The following is a 19,408-nucleotide window of genomic DNA, read 5'->3' as shown; positions in this document are numbered from 1 at the left end:
GCGCATCATTAACCTAGATATATGATCAACTATAATCCTAAAGATTGGTTCACATTCATATTCCGCTTCCATAAGGCGGATACTGTACGCAAGCTGTTCCCCATGTTTATTGCCCTGTCCCTTTACTCGGCCGCTATTGCCTGGCTGGAGTTATCTGTATGGAAGTTATCGTCCAACAGCGAGGTAAAGAACATTTCCATCATGCATGGTTTGCTGGGGTTTGTTATTTCTTTGTTATTAGTATTCAGGACCAATACGGCGTATGACCGTTGGTGGGAAGGCCGCCGTCAGTGGGGTACGCTGGTTAACAGCAGCCGTAACCTGGCGATGAAGTTGCAGGCCATGTTGCCGGCAACCAATAAGGAAGCCCGCGATTATTTCAGGGCTATGATCCCTAACTATGCCTTTGCCCTGAAGAATCACCTCCGTAAAATGTATAAGCCTGAAGAACTGGTACAGGCGCCGGGGATGACCATTGATCCAGAAAAGCATGTTCCTAATCAACTGGCCTTGCAGATGATGGCCAAGACCATGGAACTGCACAGGAACAATCAACTGACCGGCGAACAACTGATCATATTAAACAATGAGTTACAGAGCTTTACCGAAATAAGCGGGGCTTGCGAAAGGATCAGGAATACCCCTATCCCCTTCTCGTACAGCGTGTTTATAAAGAAATTCATCTTCTTTTATATCATGAGCATGCCCTTTGGATATGTATTCAGCCTGGGTTACCTCATTATTCCCATGGTGGTGTTCATCTTCTTTGTACTGGCCAGCCTGGAGCTGATCGCAGAGGAAATTGAAGATCCTTTTGGCTTTGACGCTAACGACCTGCCTACGGATACATTAAGCAGCAATATCCGCCTGCATGTAGCAGAATTATTATAGAAAGACTTTCGGCAGCAGCCTATTTTACTTTAATTTCGCAGTCAGAGGTATTTGTACATGGAAAATGAAGCTTTACTGGAAAGATTCCAAACCTTGGTGAAAGAAAAGAATTATCGTGAGCTATCGGTATACCTCGACGACCAGTTGATTACGGATATAGCCGAATTAATTCACGAAGAGCCGGATGACGCCGGTATCATCATCAACAATCTCTCTATCGGCCGTGCGGCTGCAGCTTTTCGTATCCTTGATTTTCCAGTGCAGGAAGATGTTATAAGGTCATTGACCCCTGCTAAAGTAGCAGAGTTGATGAACGAACTGCCTGCCGACGACCGTACAGCCTTTCTGGAAGAACTTCCCAGTGAAGTAGTAAAAGAGCTGATCAAACTGCTCGACCCCGAAGAGAGACGCATCACCCTTTCCCTCTTAGGCTATAAAGAAAACAGCGTGGGTCGTATCATGACCCCCGACTATATTGCCGTAAGGGAAGAATGGACTGTTAAACAGGTACTGGATTATATCCGGGAGCATGGTAAAGACAGCGAAACCATTGATGTGATCTATGTGATAGATGAAAAAGGAATATTGCTGGACGACTTCCGGATCAGGGAATTTCTCCTGGTATCGCCTGATACCGTGGTGCATACCCTCATGGATGACCGTTTCGTATCGCTCCATGCCAACGACGACCAGGAAGAAGCCATACAGGTTTTCCGGATGGAGAACCGCGTGGCATTGCCGGTGGTTGACGATAACGGCGTACTGCTGGGTATTGTGACCATCGATGATATGTTATGGATCGCTAACGAAGAACATACAGAAGACATCCAGAAGATCGGTGGTACCGAGGCTCTGGATGAACCGTACCTTGATATGCCCCTGCTTAGACTGGTAAAAAAACGTGTAGGCTGGCTGGTTGTATTGTTCATTGGCGAAATGCTCACCGCTACAGCCATGGGCTTCTTCGAAGATGAAATTGCCAAAGCAGTGGTACTGGCGCTCTTTGTTCCGCTGATCATCTCTTCCGGCGGTAACAGCGGCTCCCAGGCTTCCACGCTCATTATCCAGGCAATGGCCCTGGGCGAGATCACCGTTACCGACTGGTGGCGGGTAATGCGAAGGGAAATCATCTCCGGCATACTCCTGGGCAGCATATTAGGATTAATAGGCTTCATCAGGATCCTCCTCTGGAACTCACTCTTTCATACATACGGCGAACATACTGTTCTTATCGGAGCCACTGTAGGCATCTCGCTTATCGGCGTGGTGCTCTGGGGAACCCTCTCCGGTTCTATGTTACCGCTGATCCTTAAAAAATGCGGGGCCGACCCGGCCACTTCCTCCGCCCCATTCGTGGCCACCCTCGTGGACGTCACCGGCCTGCTGATCTACTTCACGGTAGCTTATTCGCTTATGCGGGGCATCCTCTTGTAGTTTCACGCGGAGGTTTCACGCAGAGAGGCATAAGGAGCAAAGAAGCATAAGAATATAGTTTTAAGAAAAATAAGAAAGCAAAAAGGAAAGATTATATGAACAATCTCCTTCTTTGCTTTCTTAATATTCGCTCCGGTCAAAAATTCTTATGCTTCTTTGCTCCTTATGCCTCTCTGCGTGAAACCGCTACTCGTAGCAGGACTCGGTCAACTCTGTGCCTGTGCGGCTCATTTTTACGCGGTATAGGCGGTTATAATCGTTTTCGTGGATAGGACTGAGTGGCCCCTCTACTTTCAGGCTTCTGAGGATGGGAATGATGGTATTGGAATGGCCGATGATCAGTATCCGTTTACCCCAGTCGTTGTGGCGGGTAAGCTGGTAGACGAGGTTCTCGCCGCTGGTATCTGCCTGGTAAAAGCTGGTATCCGTATGCAGGTAGTACCGGAGGCTGTCGGCTGTTTCGATACTTCTTTTATAGGGCGTGAAATAGATCTTGCTGATCAGCGAATCTTTAAGCAGGTTATACAACGCGCCCGCCCTGTGCCGGCCAGCCGGCGTCAGGGTCGAATCCTCGCCCGGGTTCCTTTCTGCATGCCTTACTATAAAGAAAGTACCTGTAAGAAAAACACTGTCTTCCGCTACCGGCACCTGGGTTTTGGAAGCCGGAGCAGGCTGGCAGCCTATCGCCCATACCATTACCGCTGTTAATATTGCTGTCAGAATGCGCATACAACGAATGTAAGAAAGATAATCAGGATACGCCTGTCCAAAAAATGCAGGGTTTTCTTATTAAACCATTACATTTATCTCACAACAAAATAACTAACCGCTATGAGAAAATGGGTGATACCCGTCTTTATTTTTTTATCGTCGCCGGCTGCCTATGCCCAGCAAACAGGCCTTCTAACTGTTGAAAAGATCATGCGCGATCCCAAATGGATCGGTACTTCACCCGATGAAGTGTTCTGGGGGTACGATAATCAAAATATTTACTTTAACTGGAACCCGGATAAGCAGATAAAGGATTCCCTCTACTTTTCAAGCATCCGTGATCATTCGCCCCGCAAAACATATGCAGGCAGCAGATCGCTGATCCAGGCGCAGGCCCAGGGCACGTATAATACCAGCAGGTCAATGATTACGTATAGCTATGAAGGTGATATCTACCTGCTGGATCTCAAAACCCGTAAAGTACAACGCATTACACAGACTGCCGACTATGAATACAACCCGGTGTTCTGTTCGGACGATAAACAGGTAGTGTTCCAGAAAGATCAGAACCTCTGGGCCTGGGACAGGGCCTCCGGGCAACTGACCCAGCTAACCGATTTCCAGCAGGGTTCCAAACCGGATGACAAAACCGGCAAACCAGGGAATGAGCAGGAACAATACCTGCAACGCCAGCAACTGGAGCTCCTGGAGATCATTAAAGAAAAGAAAGCGGAAACAGATGCCGCAGCCGCGTTCAGCAAAGCTCATGAAAACAGCAGGTTAAGAAAACTATATACGCAGGATAAAAGAGTAATGAATGTAAAGGTGAGTCCTGACGGCAGGTTTGTAACCTACACGTTATACGCAACCGCCAAAGGCCGCAGCACCGTGGTTCCCGACTTTGTAACTGCATCAGGGTTTACAACAGATATCCCATCGCGCGAGAAGGTTGGAGCGCCACAAGGCACATTCGAAAGCTGGGTGTTCGACAGGCAGAAAGATACTGTGCTGCCAATAATAACAAAAACGCTCCCAGGAATTAAAGACCTGCCCGACTATACGAAAGATTACCCGCAGAAAGACAGTCCGGTTGTCAGACCAGTGATCGTTAACGGGCCGTATTGGTCCGACCGCGGCGCCAATGCTATTGTAGATATACGGTCGCAGGATAATAAAGACAGGTGGATCATGTTGCTGGATGCGGCTACAGGGAACCTGAAACCCCTGGACCGGCAACGCGATGAAGCCTGGGTAGCAGGACCTGGTATCGGCTGGAGCCGTGGCGGCGGCAATATCGGCTGGATCAATGAAAACACCTGCTGGTTCCAGTCGGAAGCCAGCGGTTATTCGCACCTGTATACCTGCGATGTAAATACAGGGAAGACAACGCAATTAACCAGCGGGAACTATGAAGTACAGGAAGCGCAACTCTCGCCTGACCATAAGCAGTTCTATATTATAACCAATGAAGTACACCCGGGCGAAAAGCAGTTCTACCATTTGCCGGTACAGGGCGGCAAGGCGGTAAGGATCACAAGAGAGCCCGGTGCGCATGAAGTAACGGTATCGCCTGATGGAAAATGGATCGCTTATCGTTACTCTTACTCCAACAAACCATGGGAGCTTTACCTGCAGGCAAATGAGCCAAATGCCAAACCCGTTCAGCTTACGAACCTGGCGCAGTCGGAAGAGTTTAAGTCGTACAACTGGCGAGACCCGCAGGTGATCACTTTCCAATCGCGCGACCAGCAAACCGTATATGCAAGGCTCTATACGCCGGACCCGGCAAAGAAGAACAATGCAGCGGTGATCTTCGTGCATGGCGCAGGCTACCTGCAAAACGCGCATAAATGGTGGAGCAGCTATTTCAGGGAATATATGTTCCATAACCTGCTGACAGACGAAGGTTATACGGTTATGGATATAGATTACCGCGGCAGCGCGGGCTATGGCCGCAACTGGCGTACAGGCATTTACAGGCATATGGGAGGCAAAGACCTGGACGATGAAGTGGACGGAGCAAAATATCTGGCAGAAAAATTGCAGATAGACGCGCGTCGTATCGGGATCTATGGCGGAAGCTATGGAGGATTTATGACGCTGATGGGCTTATTCACCCAGCCAGATGTATTCGCAGCCGGCGCCGCTTTACGTTCTGTGACCGATTGGGCGCATTACAACCATGGATATACCAGCAATATCCTGAACGAACCATTTACAGACAGCATTGCCTATCGCCGTTCTTCTCCTATCTATTTTGCATCAGGATTAAAGGGGAAACTGCTGATGTGCCATGGAATGGTAGATACGAATGTACATTTCCAGGATATTGTGCGCTTGTCGCAACGCCTTATAGAATTAGGCAAAAACAACTGGGAACTGGCCGTTTACCCGGTCGAAGACCATGGATTTGTAAATCCTGCCAGCTGGACGGATGAATATAAAAGAATACATCTGCTGTTCAACAGTACCTTGTTGAAACAATAGAGATTTTAATTTTTTTTATTTTGATGTTTTTTAGCAAGCTATTCGTTTCTTTGCAAATTCATTATAGAAATGTGACTGCTAAATAAAAAACTGATCAAATATTATTTTTTTAAAATATTAGTTGTTGTGTGAGCTGAAACTTCCGACAGTCTTATTTTAATAAAAGTATACAAGGGAATACGGTGAATAATGATTATGAATATTAAGAAATCTTAATCTTCGTAATTGTATTAACCATATTCCCTTTTTCATTTTAACTTGGGCAAATCAAAATAGGCCATATTTAACCATATCGAATACAATATTCACATTTTTCTGATGAAATTTTAACTTTAATGCGATATTGCAATGATAAACCTTAGCACAAACCCAAAAAAAGTATGTGTGGAATAGTAGCTTATATCGGGCAAAGAGAAGCCTACCCGGTAGTATTAAAAGGACTGAAAAGACTGGAGTACAGAGGATATGACAGCGCAGGTGTAGCCATTATCAACAACGGGCTGCAGGTATACAAAAGAAAAGACAAAGTTGCTGCGCTGGAAGAGTATGTTGCAGGAAAAGATATGCGCAGTCATATCGCCATCGGTCACACAAGATGGGCCACCCACGGAGAACCATGCGACAGGAATGCACACCCCCACAAATCAGGAGACGGTAAACTGGCAATGATCCATAACGGGATCATTGAAAACTATGTTCAACTGAAGCAGGAATTGTTGAAAAAAGGACATGAATTCACCAGTGATACCGACACAGAAGTACTGCTGCATTTCATTGAAGAGATCAAAAAACAAAACCAGTGTTCACTGGAAGAAGCGCTGCGCATTGCGCTGAAAAGAGTAGTAGGCGCTTATGTGATCGTACTTCTTGATGAAGATAACCCGGATACCCTGATCGCTGCACGTAAAGGCAGTCCGCTTGTTATCGGCGTTGGAAAAGGCGAGCATTTCCTGGCGTCTGATGCCTCTCCTATCATCGAATACACGAAAGAAGTAGTGTATGTGAACGACTATGAGATCGCCATTATTAAAGCAGATGAACTGATCCTCAAAAATATTTCCAACGAAAGGCAAACGCCTTATGTTCAGAAGCTGGACCTTGAACTGGCAGCTATTGAAAAAGGCGGGTATGATCACTTCATGCTGAAGGAAATATTCGAACAGCCGCAAACTATCTTTGATAGTCTCCGCGGCCGTTTGGACGCCAAGAACGGCACTCTCACCATGGGAGGAATGCGCGAATACGGAGAAGCGCTGCAGAACGCGAAACGCATCGTGATCGTTGCCTGCGGTACCTCCTGGCATGCCGGCCTGGTGGCAGAATATATGATAGAAGAACTTTGCCGCATCCCTGTAGAAGTAGAATATGCTTCTGAATTCCGTTACCGCAACCCGGTAATCGGAGAAGGAGATGTGATCATTGCCGTTTCCCAATCCGGCGAAACTGCCGATACCCTTGTAGCTATAGAAAGCGCCAAAGAAAAAGGAGCTATCATCCTGGGCGTATGTAACGTGGTAGGTTCTTCCATCGCACGTTTATCTCACGCCGGCGCCTATACGCATGCCGGACCGGAGATCGGCGTAGCCAGCACCAAAGCCTTTACAGCCCAACTGGCAGTATTATGCCTGATCGGACTTAAACTGGCTGAGGATAAAGGCACCATTACCCAGCAACGTTTCCAGCACCTGCTCGACGAACTGGACCAGATTCCTGACAAAGTAGCGACTGCCCTGAAACTGGACGACCAGGTGAAAAAGATCGCCGATAAATACAAAGATGCACGTGATTTCCTCTATTTAGGCCGCGGCTACAACTTCCCTGTTGCACTGGAAGGAGCGCTTAAACTGAAAGAGATCTCTTATATCCACGCTGAAGGATACCCCGCTGCAGAAATGAAACATGGCCCGATTGCCCTGGTAGACGAAAACCTGCCTGTAGTGATCGTTGCTACGAAAGACAGCTACTACGAAAAAGTAGTTTCCAACATCCAGGAGATCAAAGCCCGTAAGGGTAAAGTGATAGCTGTTGTAACCGAGGGAGACACCACTATCCCTCCAATGGCCGACGACGTGATCTTTGTTCCGGCGGCCGACGAACTGGTAGCGCCTATCATTTCTGTAATCCCATTACAATTACTCGCTTATCATATTGGCGTACTGAAAGGATTTGATGTGGATAAACCACGTAACCTGGCAAAATCAGTTACAGTAGAATAATTAACTTTTTTCGCGGTTGTATGGCTGGCAGGATATAGCTTATTCAATTAAGCTATATCCTGTTATTCATCAATTAAATCGAGGTATCCTTATGAATAAAATTCAAAAGAAACCATTGTCTTCTCTTGGATACAATTTCATCGAAACCCCTTTGCCAAAAGGAAAAGATGAATACTATCTGCGCAACGAACAATGGAGCCGGAAAGACCAGTACAGGAAACTGACTGCATACGAGGTAGAGGCGCTGGTACGAAACGATAACACGTCTGACGACTGGAATACCATTTTTGTTTCAGAAGAGTTTAACCCGCAATTAGTACAACACTGCCACTTCTACGGCATGGTACGGATTGGCAAACTGGAACCCTACTTTCTCGAATTCCATAACCTGAGATTGCCCGTAGGACTCTACAACAGCACTATATGCGCCTGCGATTTCGGGGACAATGTAGTAGTGCACAATGTAAACTACCTCTCTCATTACATTATAGGCAACGAAGTTATTTTAGCCAACATCAACGAAATGGCCACTACCGACTATGCCAAGTTCGGTAATGGTATCGTGAAAGAAGCAGAACAGGAAAGCGGCCGCATATGGCTGGAACTATGCAACGAAAACGGCGGCCGCAGGGTTATGCCATTCGATGGCATGCTGCCCGGCGACGCATACCTCTGGACCCGCAACCGGGATGATGAACAATTGCAGCAGCAATTCAAATCATTTACCGAAAAACAGTTCGATAAGAAACGAGGCTACTATGGTATGGTAGGCGACCGCTGCGTGATCAAGAACTGTAAAATGATCAAGGATGTGACCATCGGGTCTGACGCTTATCTGAAAGGCGCCAACAAACTTAAAAACCTTACCATTAACAGCAGTGCGGAAGCCTCATCGCAGATCGGCGAAGGCTGCGAAATGGTGAACGGCATTGTTGGTTACGGTTGCCGTGTATTCTACGGCGTTAAAGCCGTTCGCTTTGTAATGGCCTCTCATTCCCAGCTAAAATATGGCGCGCGCCTTATCAACTCTTACCTGGGCAACAACGCAACCATCTCCTGCTGCGAGGTGCTCAACTCACTGATCTTCCCCGCGCATGAGCAACACCATAATAACTCCTTCCTTTGCGCGGCATTGATCATGGGGCAAAGCAACATGGCCGCCGGTGCAACCATCGGTTCCAATCACAACTCAAGGGGCGCAGATGGAGAGATCATTGCAGCGAGAGGATTCTGGCCTGGCCTCTGTGTAAGCCTGAAACATAACTCATCGTTTGCCTGCTTCACACTGATCTCTAAAGGCACTTATACTTCAGAACTGGATATCTCCATCCCATTCAGCCTGGTAGTGAACGACGAACACGAGAACAGGCTTAAGATAATGCCCGGCTACTGGTTCATGTATAACATGTATGCCATCGCACGCAATTCATGGAAATATGTAGACAGGGATAAACGTACAGAAAAGATCCAGCATATCGAGTACGATTACCTGGCGCCAGACTCAGTGGAAGAAATGTTCAACGGCCTTGCCATCATGGAGCTGGCTACCGGCGAAGCCTGGTACAGGCTGGAAGAGAACGCGCCTAAAAAGACGCTAACAGAAAAGGATATACGTAAAAAAGGAAAGGAACTGTTGTTAAACCACCCTGACGAAGTTGCCAGGTTAACCATCCTGGTAAAAGGTATGGAAAACAGTTCCAGGGAAGTGCAATTGCTGAAAGTGCATAAAGCATACCCGCTGTACAGGGAACTGATAGCCCTCTACGGCATCAAAAATATCCTGGCCGCAGATAAAGCGTCCTTTGCTGCATTGAAAGAGGCGGTGAAAAGCGCTAAACGCGGCGCCTGGCATAACGTTGGCGGGCAGTTAATGAAAGCCGAAACCCTGGAACAACTGAAAACCAGGATCAAAAAAAATAAGATCAGTAATTGGAATCAGTTGCATGATGCGTATATTGAGATCGGTGAAGCGTATGTAGATGATAAACTGCAGCACGCCTTTGCTTCGCTGTTGGAGATCAAAGAAGTGAACATCAAAGACTTCACCGGCGAACAACTGGCTTCCTGGCTCACAGATTCTGTTGGCACCATGCAATTCCTGACAGAACAGATCAGGCGTACAAGGGAAAAAGACTATAAAAATCCTTTCAGGCAAATGACCTACGGGAACATGAAGGAAATGAACGCAGTGATAGGCAGCCTGGAAGATAACAGCTTCATTAACCAAACCGCCACTGAGCTGGAAGCGTACAAGCAAAAAGTTCAAAAAACAATCCGGGAATGGGAACTGTAAAAGAAAAAGAAAGATGTAGCTGGTGCAATAAAGATGAACTTTACCAGCAGTATCACGATACAGAGTGGGGCCGGCCCAATCACGACGACCGTCACCTTTTCGAGATGCTGAACCTGGAAGGGGCGCAGGCCGGGCTTAGCTGGTATACCGTGCTTACCAAAAGGGAGAATTACCGCAAAGCTTTTGATAACTGGGATGCCAAAAAAATTGCCAAGTACGATGAAAAGAAAGTGGAGCAACTGATGCAAAATGAAGGCATCATACGCAACCGCTTAAAGATCACCGGTACTATTGAAAATGCCAAAGCCTTTCTTGCTGTCCAGAAGGAGTTCGGATCTTTTGATCAGTACATCTGGTCTTTTGTCAATCATACTCCCATCATCAACCACCCTAAATCAATGGGCCAGGTTCCTGTCAGCACTCCCATTTCAGACGCCATGAGCAAAGACCTGAAGAAACGCGGGTTCAAGTTCGTGGGAACAACTATCTGTTATGCATATATGCAGGCGGTAGGAATGGTAGATGATCACTTTGCAGGATGCTGGGTAGTGAACGAAAAAAAATAACAGGGTAACAAATAAAAAAGACGTCTCACAAGTGTGGAGTACCCAAAAGATTGGGTTCATGGCAGTGAGACGTCTTTTTTTATTTATCAGAACTGTACAAGAATACTATCCTTTTTCCATTCCGAATTTACCTTTACTCCCAACCCGCCGGTAGCCGGAATACTATCAAACAGGAAGCCGGTGAGTGACGTCACCTTGTTCGTTTCGAGCTGGATATCATAGATAGTTTTACCTCCTATAGGCCGCCCCACGGAATCTGCAACTGTAATTGACAATGAGATAACGCGGCTGCCTGATGGATTTAATATGTAGGTATTGAACACCAGCCCTGTTTTTCCATTTAGCGAATCTGCTACGCGGTAATTCCATGCCTGGTAAGCGCCATTGGCAGTACGTGTAGGGATAGCCCCGGTAAAATAGTCCAGCGTTCCCTGGACCCCGTTAATATCTGAAGGGTCTTTGGTTACCGGCCTGATAGAAACGGTTCGCGCATTATAAGGTATCCTTCCCTTCGCATTAATAACCAGTTTAGATACTATCCGCTCAAGTACCAGGTTTTCATTTACTGTACTATCGATATTGACGATCATTTTCTGATAGAAGGCGTCCGTGCCGGGGTAATGAAATATAACGGCCCATTTATCGACTGATTGTGTCGAATAAGTAGTGTCCTTGATAGCAGCTACAGAAACCAGGTACCTGCCCCGGGGCAGCGAGTCGTTGAACTGGCCAAATGTAGGATCAGCGCTGTTCTTAATGATACTTCTTTTCAATGCCCGGGTATTGGCATCAAAGGCGGAGTAGACCAGCATAGTAGCATTTTGCAGCAACCCTGAATCAACCGTCCTGGCAAAGTTACCGGAACTCTCGCGGACGACTCCGGATACATCGAGATGAAAGGCGTATTTCTTCCCGTCTTCCGGAATGGGCGTTGTTGGATTATTCACATTCTTTTGGCAGGCAAATAAAAGGCTGATGGCCGCCAATGCAGGCAAATAAAGGCTTTTCATGGAGTTTGATTTTAATCAATAAAGAAATATGGTTATACAGATTGTCTTGCCTGGAAATGGGTTGAACTTGGATATCCAGACATAAAAATGGTTAATTGTAAATTAAGACTTTTCGAGTAAGATCTATAAAAAAGGTTATTAACATCCATTCTTCCTTATTCAGGGATCAGGATCTCCGACAACGCCTCGCTCTTCAGGAAATGCTCGTCTGTCAGGGTATTCAGGAAGAAATACAATTGCCGCTTCTCCTTCTCATCCAGCGAAATTCCGTTCTTTACCAAGGGATCTGTTGTTGCGGTAACCTTCACGCCATGATCGTAGAAATCAAATACCTGGAAAATATCGTAAAACCGCCCGTCGTGCATGTAGGGAGCGCTTTTCAGTATGTTCCTCAATGATGGGACTTTAAAGCGCAAATTATCTTCCACGTTGCCGGTGATCTTCATTCTTCCCACATCATTCAGCGCCTCCAGGTATGGCAACCCGTTACTGCGATAGCTGTAATCGGTAAAAAGAGGCTCTTTATGACAACTTGAGCACTTTTGCTGGAATATCTTATACCCTGCCTCTTCTTCGGGCGTAAAAACGGCTGTATGCTGCATTACGCTATCGTACTTCGAAGTGGCGGAGATCATGGTGGCTATAAACTGTGAAAAAGCTTTAAACATCCGCTCGCTGGTGATACTGTCTGTCCCGAACGCCTCTTTGTACATGCGCCTGTACATGGTATCCTTCCTCATTTTCACCAACAGTTCGCCCAGGTCCATTGCCATTTCGTTATGATCGGTCAACGGCGTTAATGGCTGTATATCCAGGTGATTCACCCCGCCATCCCACATAAATGAACGTTGCCAGATCATGTTAAAAAGCGTGGGAACAGACCTGACTCCCTGCGCCCCTGCTACGCCATGCGCCAGGGCATGATCAAAATGCCCGAACGCCGCGAACTGCTGGTGACAGAAGCCGCAGGAAACGGTACTGTCTTTAGATAAACGGTAGTCGTAGAACATAAACCGGCCCAAAGCCACTCCCGGCTTGGTAAGCGGGTTATGTTTAAAGTCGTAAACCGGGGCGGGGAAATGCGGGGGCAGCACCAACACGAAAGGCGCCGGCTCTTTTTTTACAATAGCCGCCTGCGCCAGTACTACCAGCAAACAGAAACCTGCTATGAAATATCTTGCCTTCATTCCCCTACGGATGTAATAGTGAACATATGCCGGTAATTAGCCGCCAGCTTGCGGGCCTGCGGCCCCGGAGCCATTACTACCGGCTGATGGAGGAAACCTACGGTATCAGGTAAGAACCATTTATTCACATCGGCAGTCATAGATATCCTTTTATTCTGGCTGCCTGTTATTTGTACAGGAGCAGGGAAAGACAATGTCACAAACTTCAGTACCTGGTCTTTCTGCCTGTATCCTCCTACATGAAAAACAAATTCCCGGGTCGGGGATTTGATCACGGGCGAATGCCCTTCCAGTTGTGCCATTATATAGCCGCTGTTCCAACTCCAGAACATCCCTGACTCTACGGCCAACGCCCCGCTTTGCGGTCCGCTCACATTCTTTATGCTATCCACGCCGATCAAAAAACGGATGCTTTTATAACTTCCCGGCGGTACATCTTTAAGCGTCATTATCTTGCTTTCTTCTTTGGCATCATCTACCAGGAAATAGGCGGGCGGCAATGCAGTTTCTTTGCCGTTCATATCCAGCAGTGAAAAATTGCTGATGAAATAACGGAAACGGCTAATTGTAAATGTATCGCCGGCTGGCGCCAGGTATGGCATGCCCCGTTGCAGGGGCTTACCTCCAAATTGATGGGTAACAGACAACTCCAGGGAGGCCGATTGCCCCATTACCTGAACCGCCGATCCCGCAAGGATCATACAAAGAAAAATCCGCAAAATCATGTAAGGAAGTTACAATGATTTTGCGGATTTAAAGCCTGCAATGAGGCATTAATTGGTTTTATATCCTTTCCATCCGAAGAGGAATACAACAACAAAACAAACGGCGGGAACTACATAAGAAATGGCCACAGATTGCAGGTCGGTAATGATCCCCATTACATAAGGCAACGATGCTCCTCCTACAATAGACATGATCTGGAAAGAGGAAGCGCGTTCGGTATGGATACCCAGGTTCTTTACTCCCAGCGCAAAAATGGTTGGGAACATGATAGACATAAAGAAGAAAACGGCAATCAGGGCTATTACCGCTGCCGGTCCGGCGCCTGTCATTACAAACAGGCAAAGCGCCACGTTAATGGCCGCATAAATGGCCAGCAGTTTATTCGGAGCGATCTTTCTCATCAACGCCGTACCAACAAACCTGCCCACAGTAAAAAGTCCCAGGGCTACTGACAGCAACAGGGCGGCGGTTTTAGATTCCAGCCCGTGCCAGTAAGCGGTTACATAGTTGATAAACAAGGCGCCCACTCCCACCTGTGCAGCCACATAAAAGAACTGCGCTACCACGCTCCATACAAAATGTTTATGTTCGAACAGGGGTCTGGTATCTCCCAGTGTTTCAGTGATCTTTTCCTCAACTTTTTTAATTTCCGGCAAAGGCGTTCTGTAAAAGAATCCTGCAATCAGCAGTACCACGCAACCTATTATAATATAGGTAAGCTGAACAGAACTCAGGTCTTTGGTGCTGGACCCGAAAAACAGGCTATGCCCGATGATAGGGCCTAAGAACGATCCCAACCCGTTGAAGCATTGAGAAAGGTTCAGTCGCTGAGTGGCGGTTGCCGGCGGTCCTAATACCGTAACATAAGGATTGGCGGCTGTTTCCAGGCATGCCAGTCCACAGGCCAGTATAAACAGCGAGGCGAGAAAGAAATTAAAACTCTGTGCGCCTGCTGAAGGATAGAACATGAAAGCGCCGATCGCATACAGGAACAAGCCCAGTATGATACCGCTTTTATACCCGAACCGCTTCATGAAAATACCTGCTGGCAGGGCCATCAGGAAATATGCACCGAAATAAGCGCCTTGCAAGAGCGTGGAACGCTTGGCGGTGATATTCAATACCTCCTGGAAATGTTTGTTCAATACATCCAGCAGTCCATAGGCCAGTCCCCAAAGGAAGAACAAACTTGTAACTAAAATAAAAGGGAACAGGTAACTGTTGGATTTCGAGGATGTATCGGTGGTAGTAAAGGAAGAATTACTTACTGCGCCTCCTGCCATAACGAAGAATTTAAAAGATTACTGAATAAGGAACTGAGATTTATTTTAACTGATTGACCTGTCGAGATGCGTATAACCTCCATCTACATACAATATCTGCCCGGTCGTATGGGAAGAACGCCCAGAGAGCAGGAATACTGTAGTATTGGCAATTTCTTCTGAAGTGGTCATTCTTTTTTCAAATGGAATTTTAGAAGTAATAGCAGCTAATTTCTCTGCAGGATCCGGCAGAGAATTGATCCAGGTTTCATAGAGGGGCGTCCATACTTCCGCGGGGATAACGGTATTTACGCGTATCCCGAATGGCAGCAACTCCACGGCCCACTCGCGTGTTAACGCGTTGATAGCGCCTTTGGAAGCAGCGTAACCGCTGGTATTGCCCTGCCCGGTGGTAGCCACTTTAGAGCCGATGTTCACAATATTACCTTTCGTAGCTTTCAGGTATGGCAGGGCATAATGCGCCAGGTTATAATAGTGGCTTAAGTTATGCTGTAAAGATTGCATAAACTTTTCAGGGCTGCCATTTTCCAGTCCTACCCCATCGTTTGCTCCTGCATTGTTTATCAATCCATCTATCTTGCCATAACTTTCTACAGCGGCGGCTACTACTTTTTTACAGTCGTCAGGGTTGCCAAGCTCTGCGGTCACCGCAGCAGCTTTTCCGCCGGCGGCAACAATTGCGTCCACAGTTTTCTGGTTATCTGCCTGGCTGCGTCCTGCGATCATAACACTTCCGCCTTCGGCCGCGATCAGTTTAGAAATAGCTTCACCAATTCCCTTTGCTCCACCGGTAACGATGAACACTTTACCTTGTAATCCTAGATCCATAGTATATTTAATAATTATTTTCAGAGTTGATAGAAGGTGATGGCATTGTCTCCCATAATGCCCGCTTGTTCGCTGGCAGAAAGTGGACTGATAAAATCTGTGACCAGTTGTTTTACTTCCTGGTAAGTGGCTGCTACCAGGCATACCGGCCAGTCGGAGCCATATACCAATCGTTCGGGTCCGAATGCCTGCAGAACAGTTTCCAGGTAAGGCCTGAAATCTGAGGGTTTCCAGTTCTCCCAATCTGCTTCTGTTACCATCCCGCTTACCTTGCAATAAACGTTCGGCGACTGCGCTATCTTATTCATGTGTGCAGCCCAGGTATCGAAAGCTTTTGATTTAATATCCGGTTTGGCCAGGTGATCGATGATCAGCCGCTGATCAGGGAATTTCAATACAAATTCTTCTACAGCCGGCAGTTGCTTTGGGTACACGAGGATGTCGTATGTAAGGCCGAACCGGGCCAGCGCTTTAACGCCCCGGCAGAATGCCTCCCCCAGGATAAAGCGGTTATCAGGCTCGCCCTGCACCACATGCCTGAATCCTTTGATCAGGGAATGCTGGCTGTATTGCTCCAGTTGAGCGGAAATATCGTCGGCTCTCAGGTCTACCCATCCCACAACTCCTTTGATCATGCTGTTCTTTTCGGCAAGGTTGAGCAGGAAAGCCGTTTCGGCGGGCGATTGATCCGCCTGTACTGCGATGCAGCCCTCTACACCATTGGATGCTAAAACAGGAGCCAGGTCGGCCGGCAGGAAGTTCCTGCGGATCCGTTGCATTGAATCAGTTATCCAGGCATCCCGAACAGGATCAAATTGCCAGAAATGTTGATGAGCATCGATTATCATAACGTAAGTTTAAAAACTGCTATAGCGCCAGGATAAAGCGCTATAGCAGCGGAATTGCTACAATGAGAAGATCTGGTCCATGATGATCCACTTTTCTCCTTCTTTTGCAACCGGGAGCGCCTGCTGGTATTTCCACATCAGTTGTTCCCAGACCTGGACTGCGGGGTTAGCCGCGTCCATGGCCGCTTTCTTTTCGAAAGAAAAAGTATCATCTACTTCCATGATCATAAACAGCCGGTTACCTGCCCTGTAAATATCCATTACAGTAATACCGCTGTCGGTAATACTCTTTTTGATCTCTGCCGATACGTTGCGGTGGTGCGCTTCGTATTCGCTGATCATTTGCGGATCATCTACCAGATCCAGGGCCAGACAATATCTTTTCATAGTGTTTATTTATAGGCTACCGCTTTTTGTTTGGAAGTACCCAGTCCGTCGATCCCCAGTTCTATCACATCGCCTGCTTTCAGGTAAACCTGCGGGTTCATACCCAAGCCTACGCCGGCTGGCGTACCGGTAGAGATCACATCTCCCGGGAGCAGGGTCATAAACTGGCTTAAGTAAGCCACTACGAAAGGAACATTGAAAATAAAGTTGGAGGTGTTACCATCCTGCATGGTTTTGCCGTTAACGGTTAACCATAAACGAAGATTATTCACATCCGCAATTTCATCTTTGGTGGCTACCCATGGGCCAAGAGGAGCGAAGGTATCGCAGCTTTTTCCTTTCACCCACTGCCCTCCTCTTTCTATCTGGAAAGCTCTTTCACTATAGTCATTGTGCAGGCAGTAGCCAGCTACATAATCCAGGGCGTCTTTTTCTTCCACATAACTGGCCTTTTTACCAATGATCACGGCCAGCTCTACTTCCCAGTCAGTTTTCACGCTGTTGCGCGGTATCACCAGGTCGTCGTTTGGTCCTACCAGTGCCGTAGTACTCTTGAAAAATACGATCGGTTCTGCCGGGATCGGTGCATTGGTTTCTTTCGCGTGGTCTGCATAGTTAAGTCCTATGCAAATGATCTTGGAAGGACGTTGGATGGGAGCGCCCAGGCGGGCGCCTTCCGCTACTCTAGGGCAGTTTGCACCATTGGCATTCCACCATGCCTGTAAACGGTTAATACCATCTGTTTCAAAAAATCGTTCTCCATAATCTTCACCGAATGCACTTACATCGAACATACCTGCTTCAGTTACTACACCCGGTTTCTCTTCTCCCGGTAAACCAAACCTGATCAGTTTCATTTCACTACTTTTTTAATTGTTTAATTTTAGTTGATTTCCTTTAATGTTTTAATCTGCAACCTGCCGTTGTCAACGTACAGGTCGATCACAGGTTCCACCTGCTCACCATTCACAAAAGAGAAATAAACATGGCTATCGTCTTTCGTTGGCTGAATCATTGCTTTACTCCCTGCTGGCACATGGATGTTCATTTTTTTATTCACTCCACCGAATTCTACGTATAGTTCAACATTCTCAGGTTTATCGGCTGGTTTGATCTCTGCAACAAAGGCGCCCAGCAGCTTGCCCGACTGTATGTCTTTGCGGTAACTGCTAACCAGGTTGTTGCCGGTATTCGTGATCTTGCCCAGGCCCAGCGAATCTTCCATATATTGCCAGATACGCTGAGGCGCAGTATTTACTTTAAGGATCTTGGCTTCGCCGTTGTCTACAGACCCGTGATAATAACGGGCGTTGTGGTTCGGTTTCAGCACCGCGATGTAAACACTGTTGGGTTGGTCCCATAACACCTTGTAGAGATCTCCGTCAGCGACGTCCTTAAGAATCTCCTGATCAAATGTCTTTTCTTTTTTCAGGTCTTTTACCTGAAACTGGATGGTAATCTGCGAGGTATCTTTATCGCGGTTACCAATGGATACAGAAACAGTACCCTCGGGTTTTGCAGGATGTACAGTATTGGCGTCTGCCGCCTGTTCTGATGCCGTCGGGTTCCCGGAATTGCAGGCAGAAAGCACAGCTATTGCCATGGCCAATCCTAGTCGAAATTGTTGCATAAACGAATTAAGATTAATGAATGATGGCGAAAGATACGTGTTAACCATCTTACATCATCATTAATTATTCAGGCGGATGAATCCTCCATCTATCGGGTAATCGGTACCTGTGATGAAGCCAGCCTCGTCTGAACACAGGTAGAGGGCCAGGTTGCCTATTTCAACCGGCTTGGCCATCCTGCCTATGGGTTGTGTTTTGCTCAACTTATCAAACATTTCTTGTTCCCTGCCCGGGTAGTTCTTGGCAATAAATCCATCCACGAACGGGGTATGAACACGGGCCGGGGAAATACAGTTGCAACGGATATTAGCGCCCAGGTAATCCTTGGCCACTGATAAGGTCATTGTTAATACAGCTCCTTTGCTCATAGAGTAGGCAAAACGGTCAGGAATGCCGACGCTGGCGGCTATGGAAGCCACATTCAGGATCACTCCCCCGCCCTGCGCTTTCATTTTATTGATCGTTGCATACATGCAGTTATAAGTTCCCTTGATATTCACCGCATATATCCTGTCTATATCCTGTTCTGTAGTATTTTCAAGGTTGCCGACATGCGCAATGCCTGCGCAGTTCACCAGTATGTCAATGCGCCCTGTCGCCTGCGCAATTCCGTCAATCACTTTGATCACTTCTGCCTGGTTAGCTACGTTGCAGGCATGTACCGTCGCTTTTCCGCCTGCCTCTGTTATACTGGCTGCTGTAGCTTTTCCGCCTTCTTCATTCAATTCGATGATATGTACATCTGCCCCCTGGGCTCCGAAAGTTGTTGCGATCGCCTGTCCTATGCCGCTTCCTCCACCGGTAATTATTGCCGTTTTATTATCTAACCTGAACAATTCCATCATTTAAAATTTAAGGGTTCTAAAATACCTATTTATATATGCCTAATTCAATTGTATTTTCACTGTAT

The 19,408-nt window shown here is 47.0% G+C and carries 17 protein-coding genes; 6 read left to right on the top strand and 11 right to left on the bottom strand.

The window, feature by feature from the left end:
• Nucleotides 1-21: 21 nt before the first annotated feature.
• Both BLV62_RS23340 and mgtE read left to right on the top strand, forming a co-directional pair.
• A complete protein-coding gene (locus tag BLV62_RS23340) occupies nucleotides 22-891 on the top strand; it encodes a bestrophin family protein (protein ID WP_089764802.1) in 870 nt (289 codons plus the stop codon).
• Nucleotides 892-948: 57 nt separating this feature from the next.
• Nucleotides 949-2,325 (top strand): magnesium transporter, encoded by a 1,377-nt coding sequence (mgtE, locus tag BLV62_RS23335; RefSeq protein WP_089764800.1) that lies wholly within the window; start codon nucleotides 949-951, stop codon nucleotides 2,323-2,325.
• Between the two features lie 186 nt (nucleotides 2,326-2,511).
• Here mgtE and BLV62_RS23330 read toward each other — a convergent pair whose 3' ends face one another.
• Nucleotides 2,512-3,054, bottom strand: coding sequence for a histidine phosphatase family protein (locus BLV62_RS23330; RefSeq protein ID WP_089764798.1), 543 nt, complete (start codon nucleotides 3,052-3,054; stop codon nucleotides 2,512-2,514).
• A gap of 102 nt (nucleotides 3,055-3,156) precedes the next feature.
• On the opposite strand from BLV62_RS23330, the gene BLV62_RS23325 reads away from it, so the two are divergent.
• From BLV62_RS23325 to BLV62_RS23310, 4 genes are all read left to right on the top strand, one after another.
• Nucleotides 3,157-5,523 (top strand): S9 family peptidase, encoded by a 2,367-nt coding sequence (locus tag BLV62_RS23325; RefSeq protein WP_089764797.1) that lies wholly within the window; start codon nucleotides 3,157-3,159, stop codon nucleotides 5,521-5,523.
• 380 nt (nucleotides 5,524-5,903) lie between these two features.
• On the top strand, nucleotides 5,904-7,739 hold the full coding sequence (glmS, locus tag BLV62_RS23320; RefSeq protein WP_089764795.1) for a glutamine--fructose-6-phosphate transaminase (isomerizing): 1,836 nt from the start codon (nucleotides 5,904-5,906) through the stop codon (nucleotides 7,737-7,739).
• A 91-nt stretch (nucleotides 7,740-7,830) separates the two neighbouring features.
• Nucleotides 7,831-10,032 carry a DUF4954 family protein gene (locus tag BLV62_RS23315; protein WP_089764793.1) on the top strand — a complete coding sequence of 734 codons (2,202 nt, stop codon included), beginning with the start codon at nucleotides 7,831-7,833 and terminating at the stop codon, nucleotides 10,030-10,032.
• Nucleotides 10,020-10,598, top strand: coding sequence for a DNA-3-methyladenine glycosylase I (locus tag BLV62_RS23310; RefSeq protein WP_089764792.1), 579 nt, complete (start codon nucleotides 10,020-10,022; stop codon nucleotides 10,596-10,598). Before BLV62_RS23315 ends, BLV62_RS23310 begins: the two co-directional genes overlap by 13 nt.
• A gap of 86 nt (nucleotides 10,599-10,684) precedes the next feature.
• Here the strand turns inward: BLV62_RS23310 and BLV62_RS23305 are convergent, their stop codons facing one another.
• The 10 genes from BLV62_RS23305 to BLV62_RS23260 form a co-directional block, all read right to left on the bottom strand.
• Nucleotides 10,685-11,608: a hypothetical protein gene (locus BLV62_RS23305; RefSeq protein WP_089764790.1), complete on the bottom strand. Its 924-nt coding sequence runs from the start codon at nucleotides 11,606-11,608 to the stop codon at nucleotides 10,685-10,687.
• Nucleotides 11,609-11,763: 155 nt separating this feature from the next.
• On the bottom strand, nucleotides 11,764-12,795 hold the full coding sequence (locus tag BLV62_RS23300) for a cytochrome-c peroxidase (RefSeq protein WP_089764788.1): 1,032 nt from the start codon (nucleotides 12,793-12,795) through the stop codon (nucleotides 11,764-11,766).
• The gene (locus BLV62_RS23295; protein WP_139170364.1) at nucleotides 12,792-13,520 is read right to left on the bottom strand and encodes an MbnP family protein; all 729 of its coding nucleotides are present in this window, start codon (nucleotides 13,518-13,520) and stop codon (nucleotides 12,792-12,794) included. The genes BLV62_RS23300 and BLV62_RS23295 overlap by 4 nt, the downstream gene beginning before the upstream one ends.
• A 48-nt stretch (nucleotides 13,521-13,568) precedes the next feature.
• Nucleotides 13,569-14,804: a sugar MFS transporter gene (locus tag BLV62_RS23290; protein WP_089764784.1), complete on the bottom strand. Its 1,236-nt coding sequence runs from the start codon at nucleotides 14,802-14,804 to the stop codon at nucleotides 13,569-13,571.
• A 45-nt stretch (nucleotides 14,805-14,849) separates the two neighbouring features.
• Nucleotides 14,850-15,632 carry an L-fucose dehydrogenase gene (locus BLV62_RS23285; protein WP_089764782.1) on the bottom strand — a complete coding sequence of 261 codons (783 nt, stop codon included), beginning with the start codon at nucleotides 15,630-15,632 and terminating at the stop codon, nucleotides 14,850-14,852.
• A 20-nt stretch (nucleotides 15,633-15,652) separates the two neighbouring features.
• Nucleotides 15,653-16,480: an amidohydrolase family protein gene (locus BLV62_RS23280; RefSeq protein WP_089764780.1), complete on the bottom strand. Its 828-nt coding sequence runs from the start codon at nucleotides 16,478-16,480 to the stop codon at nucleotides 15,653-15,655.
• Between the two features lie 57 nt (nucleotides 16,481-16,537).
• Nucleotides 16,538-16,867 (bottom strand): L-rhamnose mutarotase, encoded by a 330-nt coding sequence (locus tag BLV62_RS23275; RefSeq protein ID WP_089764778.1) that lies wholly within the window; start codon nucleotides 16,865-16,867, stop codon nucleotides 16,538-16,540.
• Nucleotides 16,868-16,872: 5 nt separating this feature from the next.
• Complete coding sequence (locus tag BLV62_RS23270) at nucleotides 16,873-17,724, bottom strand: fumarylacetoacetate hydrolase family protein (RefSeq protein WP_089764776.1); 852 nt, start codon at nucleotides 17,722-17,724, stop codon at nucleotides 16,873-16,875.
• A gap of 26 nt (nucleotides 17,725-17,750) precedes the next feature.
• Nucleotides 17,751-18,497: a hypothetical protein gene (locus BLV62_RS23265; RefSeq protein WP_139170363.1), complete on the bottom strand. Its 747-nt coding sequence runs from the start codon at nucleotides 18,495-18,497 to the stop codon at nucleotides 17,751-17,753.
• 60 nt (nucleotides 18,498-18,557) lie between these two features.
• A complete protein-coding gene (locus tag BLV62_RS23260) occupies nucleotides 18,558-19,343 on the bottom strand; it encodes an SDR family NAD(P)-dependent oxidoreductase (RefSeq protein ID WP_225889688.1) in 786 nt (261 codons plus the stop codon).
• Nucleotides 19,344-19,408: the final 65 nt, after the last annotated feature.

The organism is Chitinophaga terrae (ex Kim and Jung 2007), assembly GCF_900107795.1.
GTDB classification, from domain to species: Bacteria; Bacteroidota; Bacteroidia; order Chitinophagales; family Chitinophagaceae; genus Chitinophaga; species Chitinophaga terrae.
Note: the sequence above shows the minus strand (reverse complement) of the source record. Positions and strands in the feature narration are given on the sequence as shown.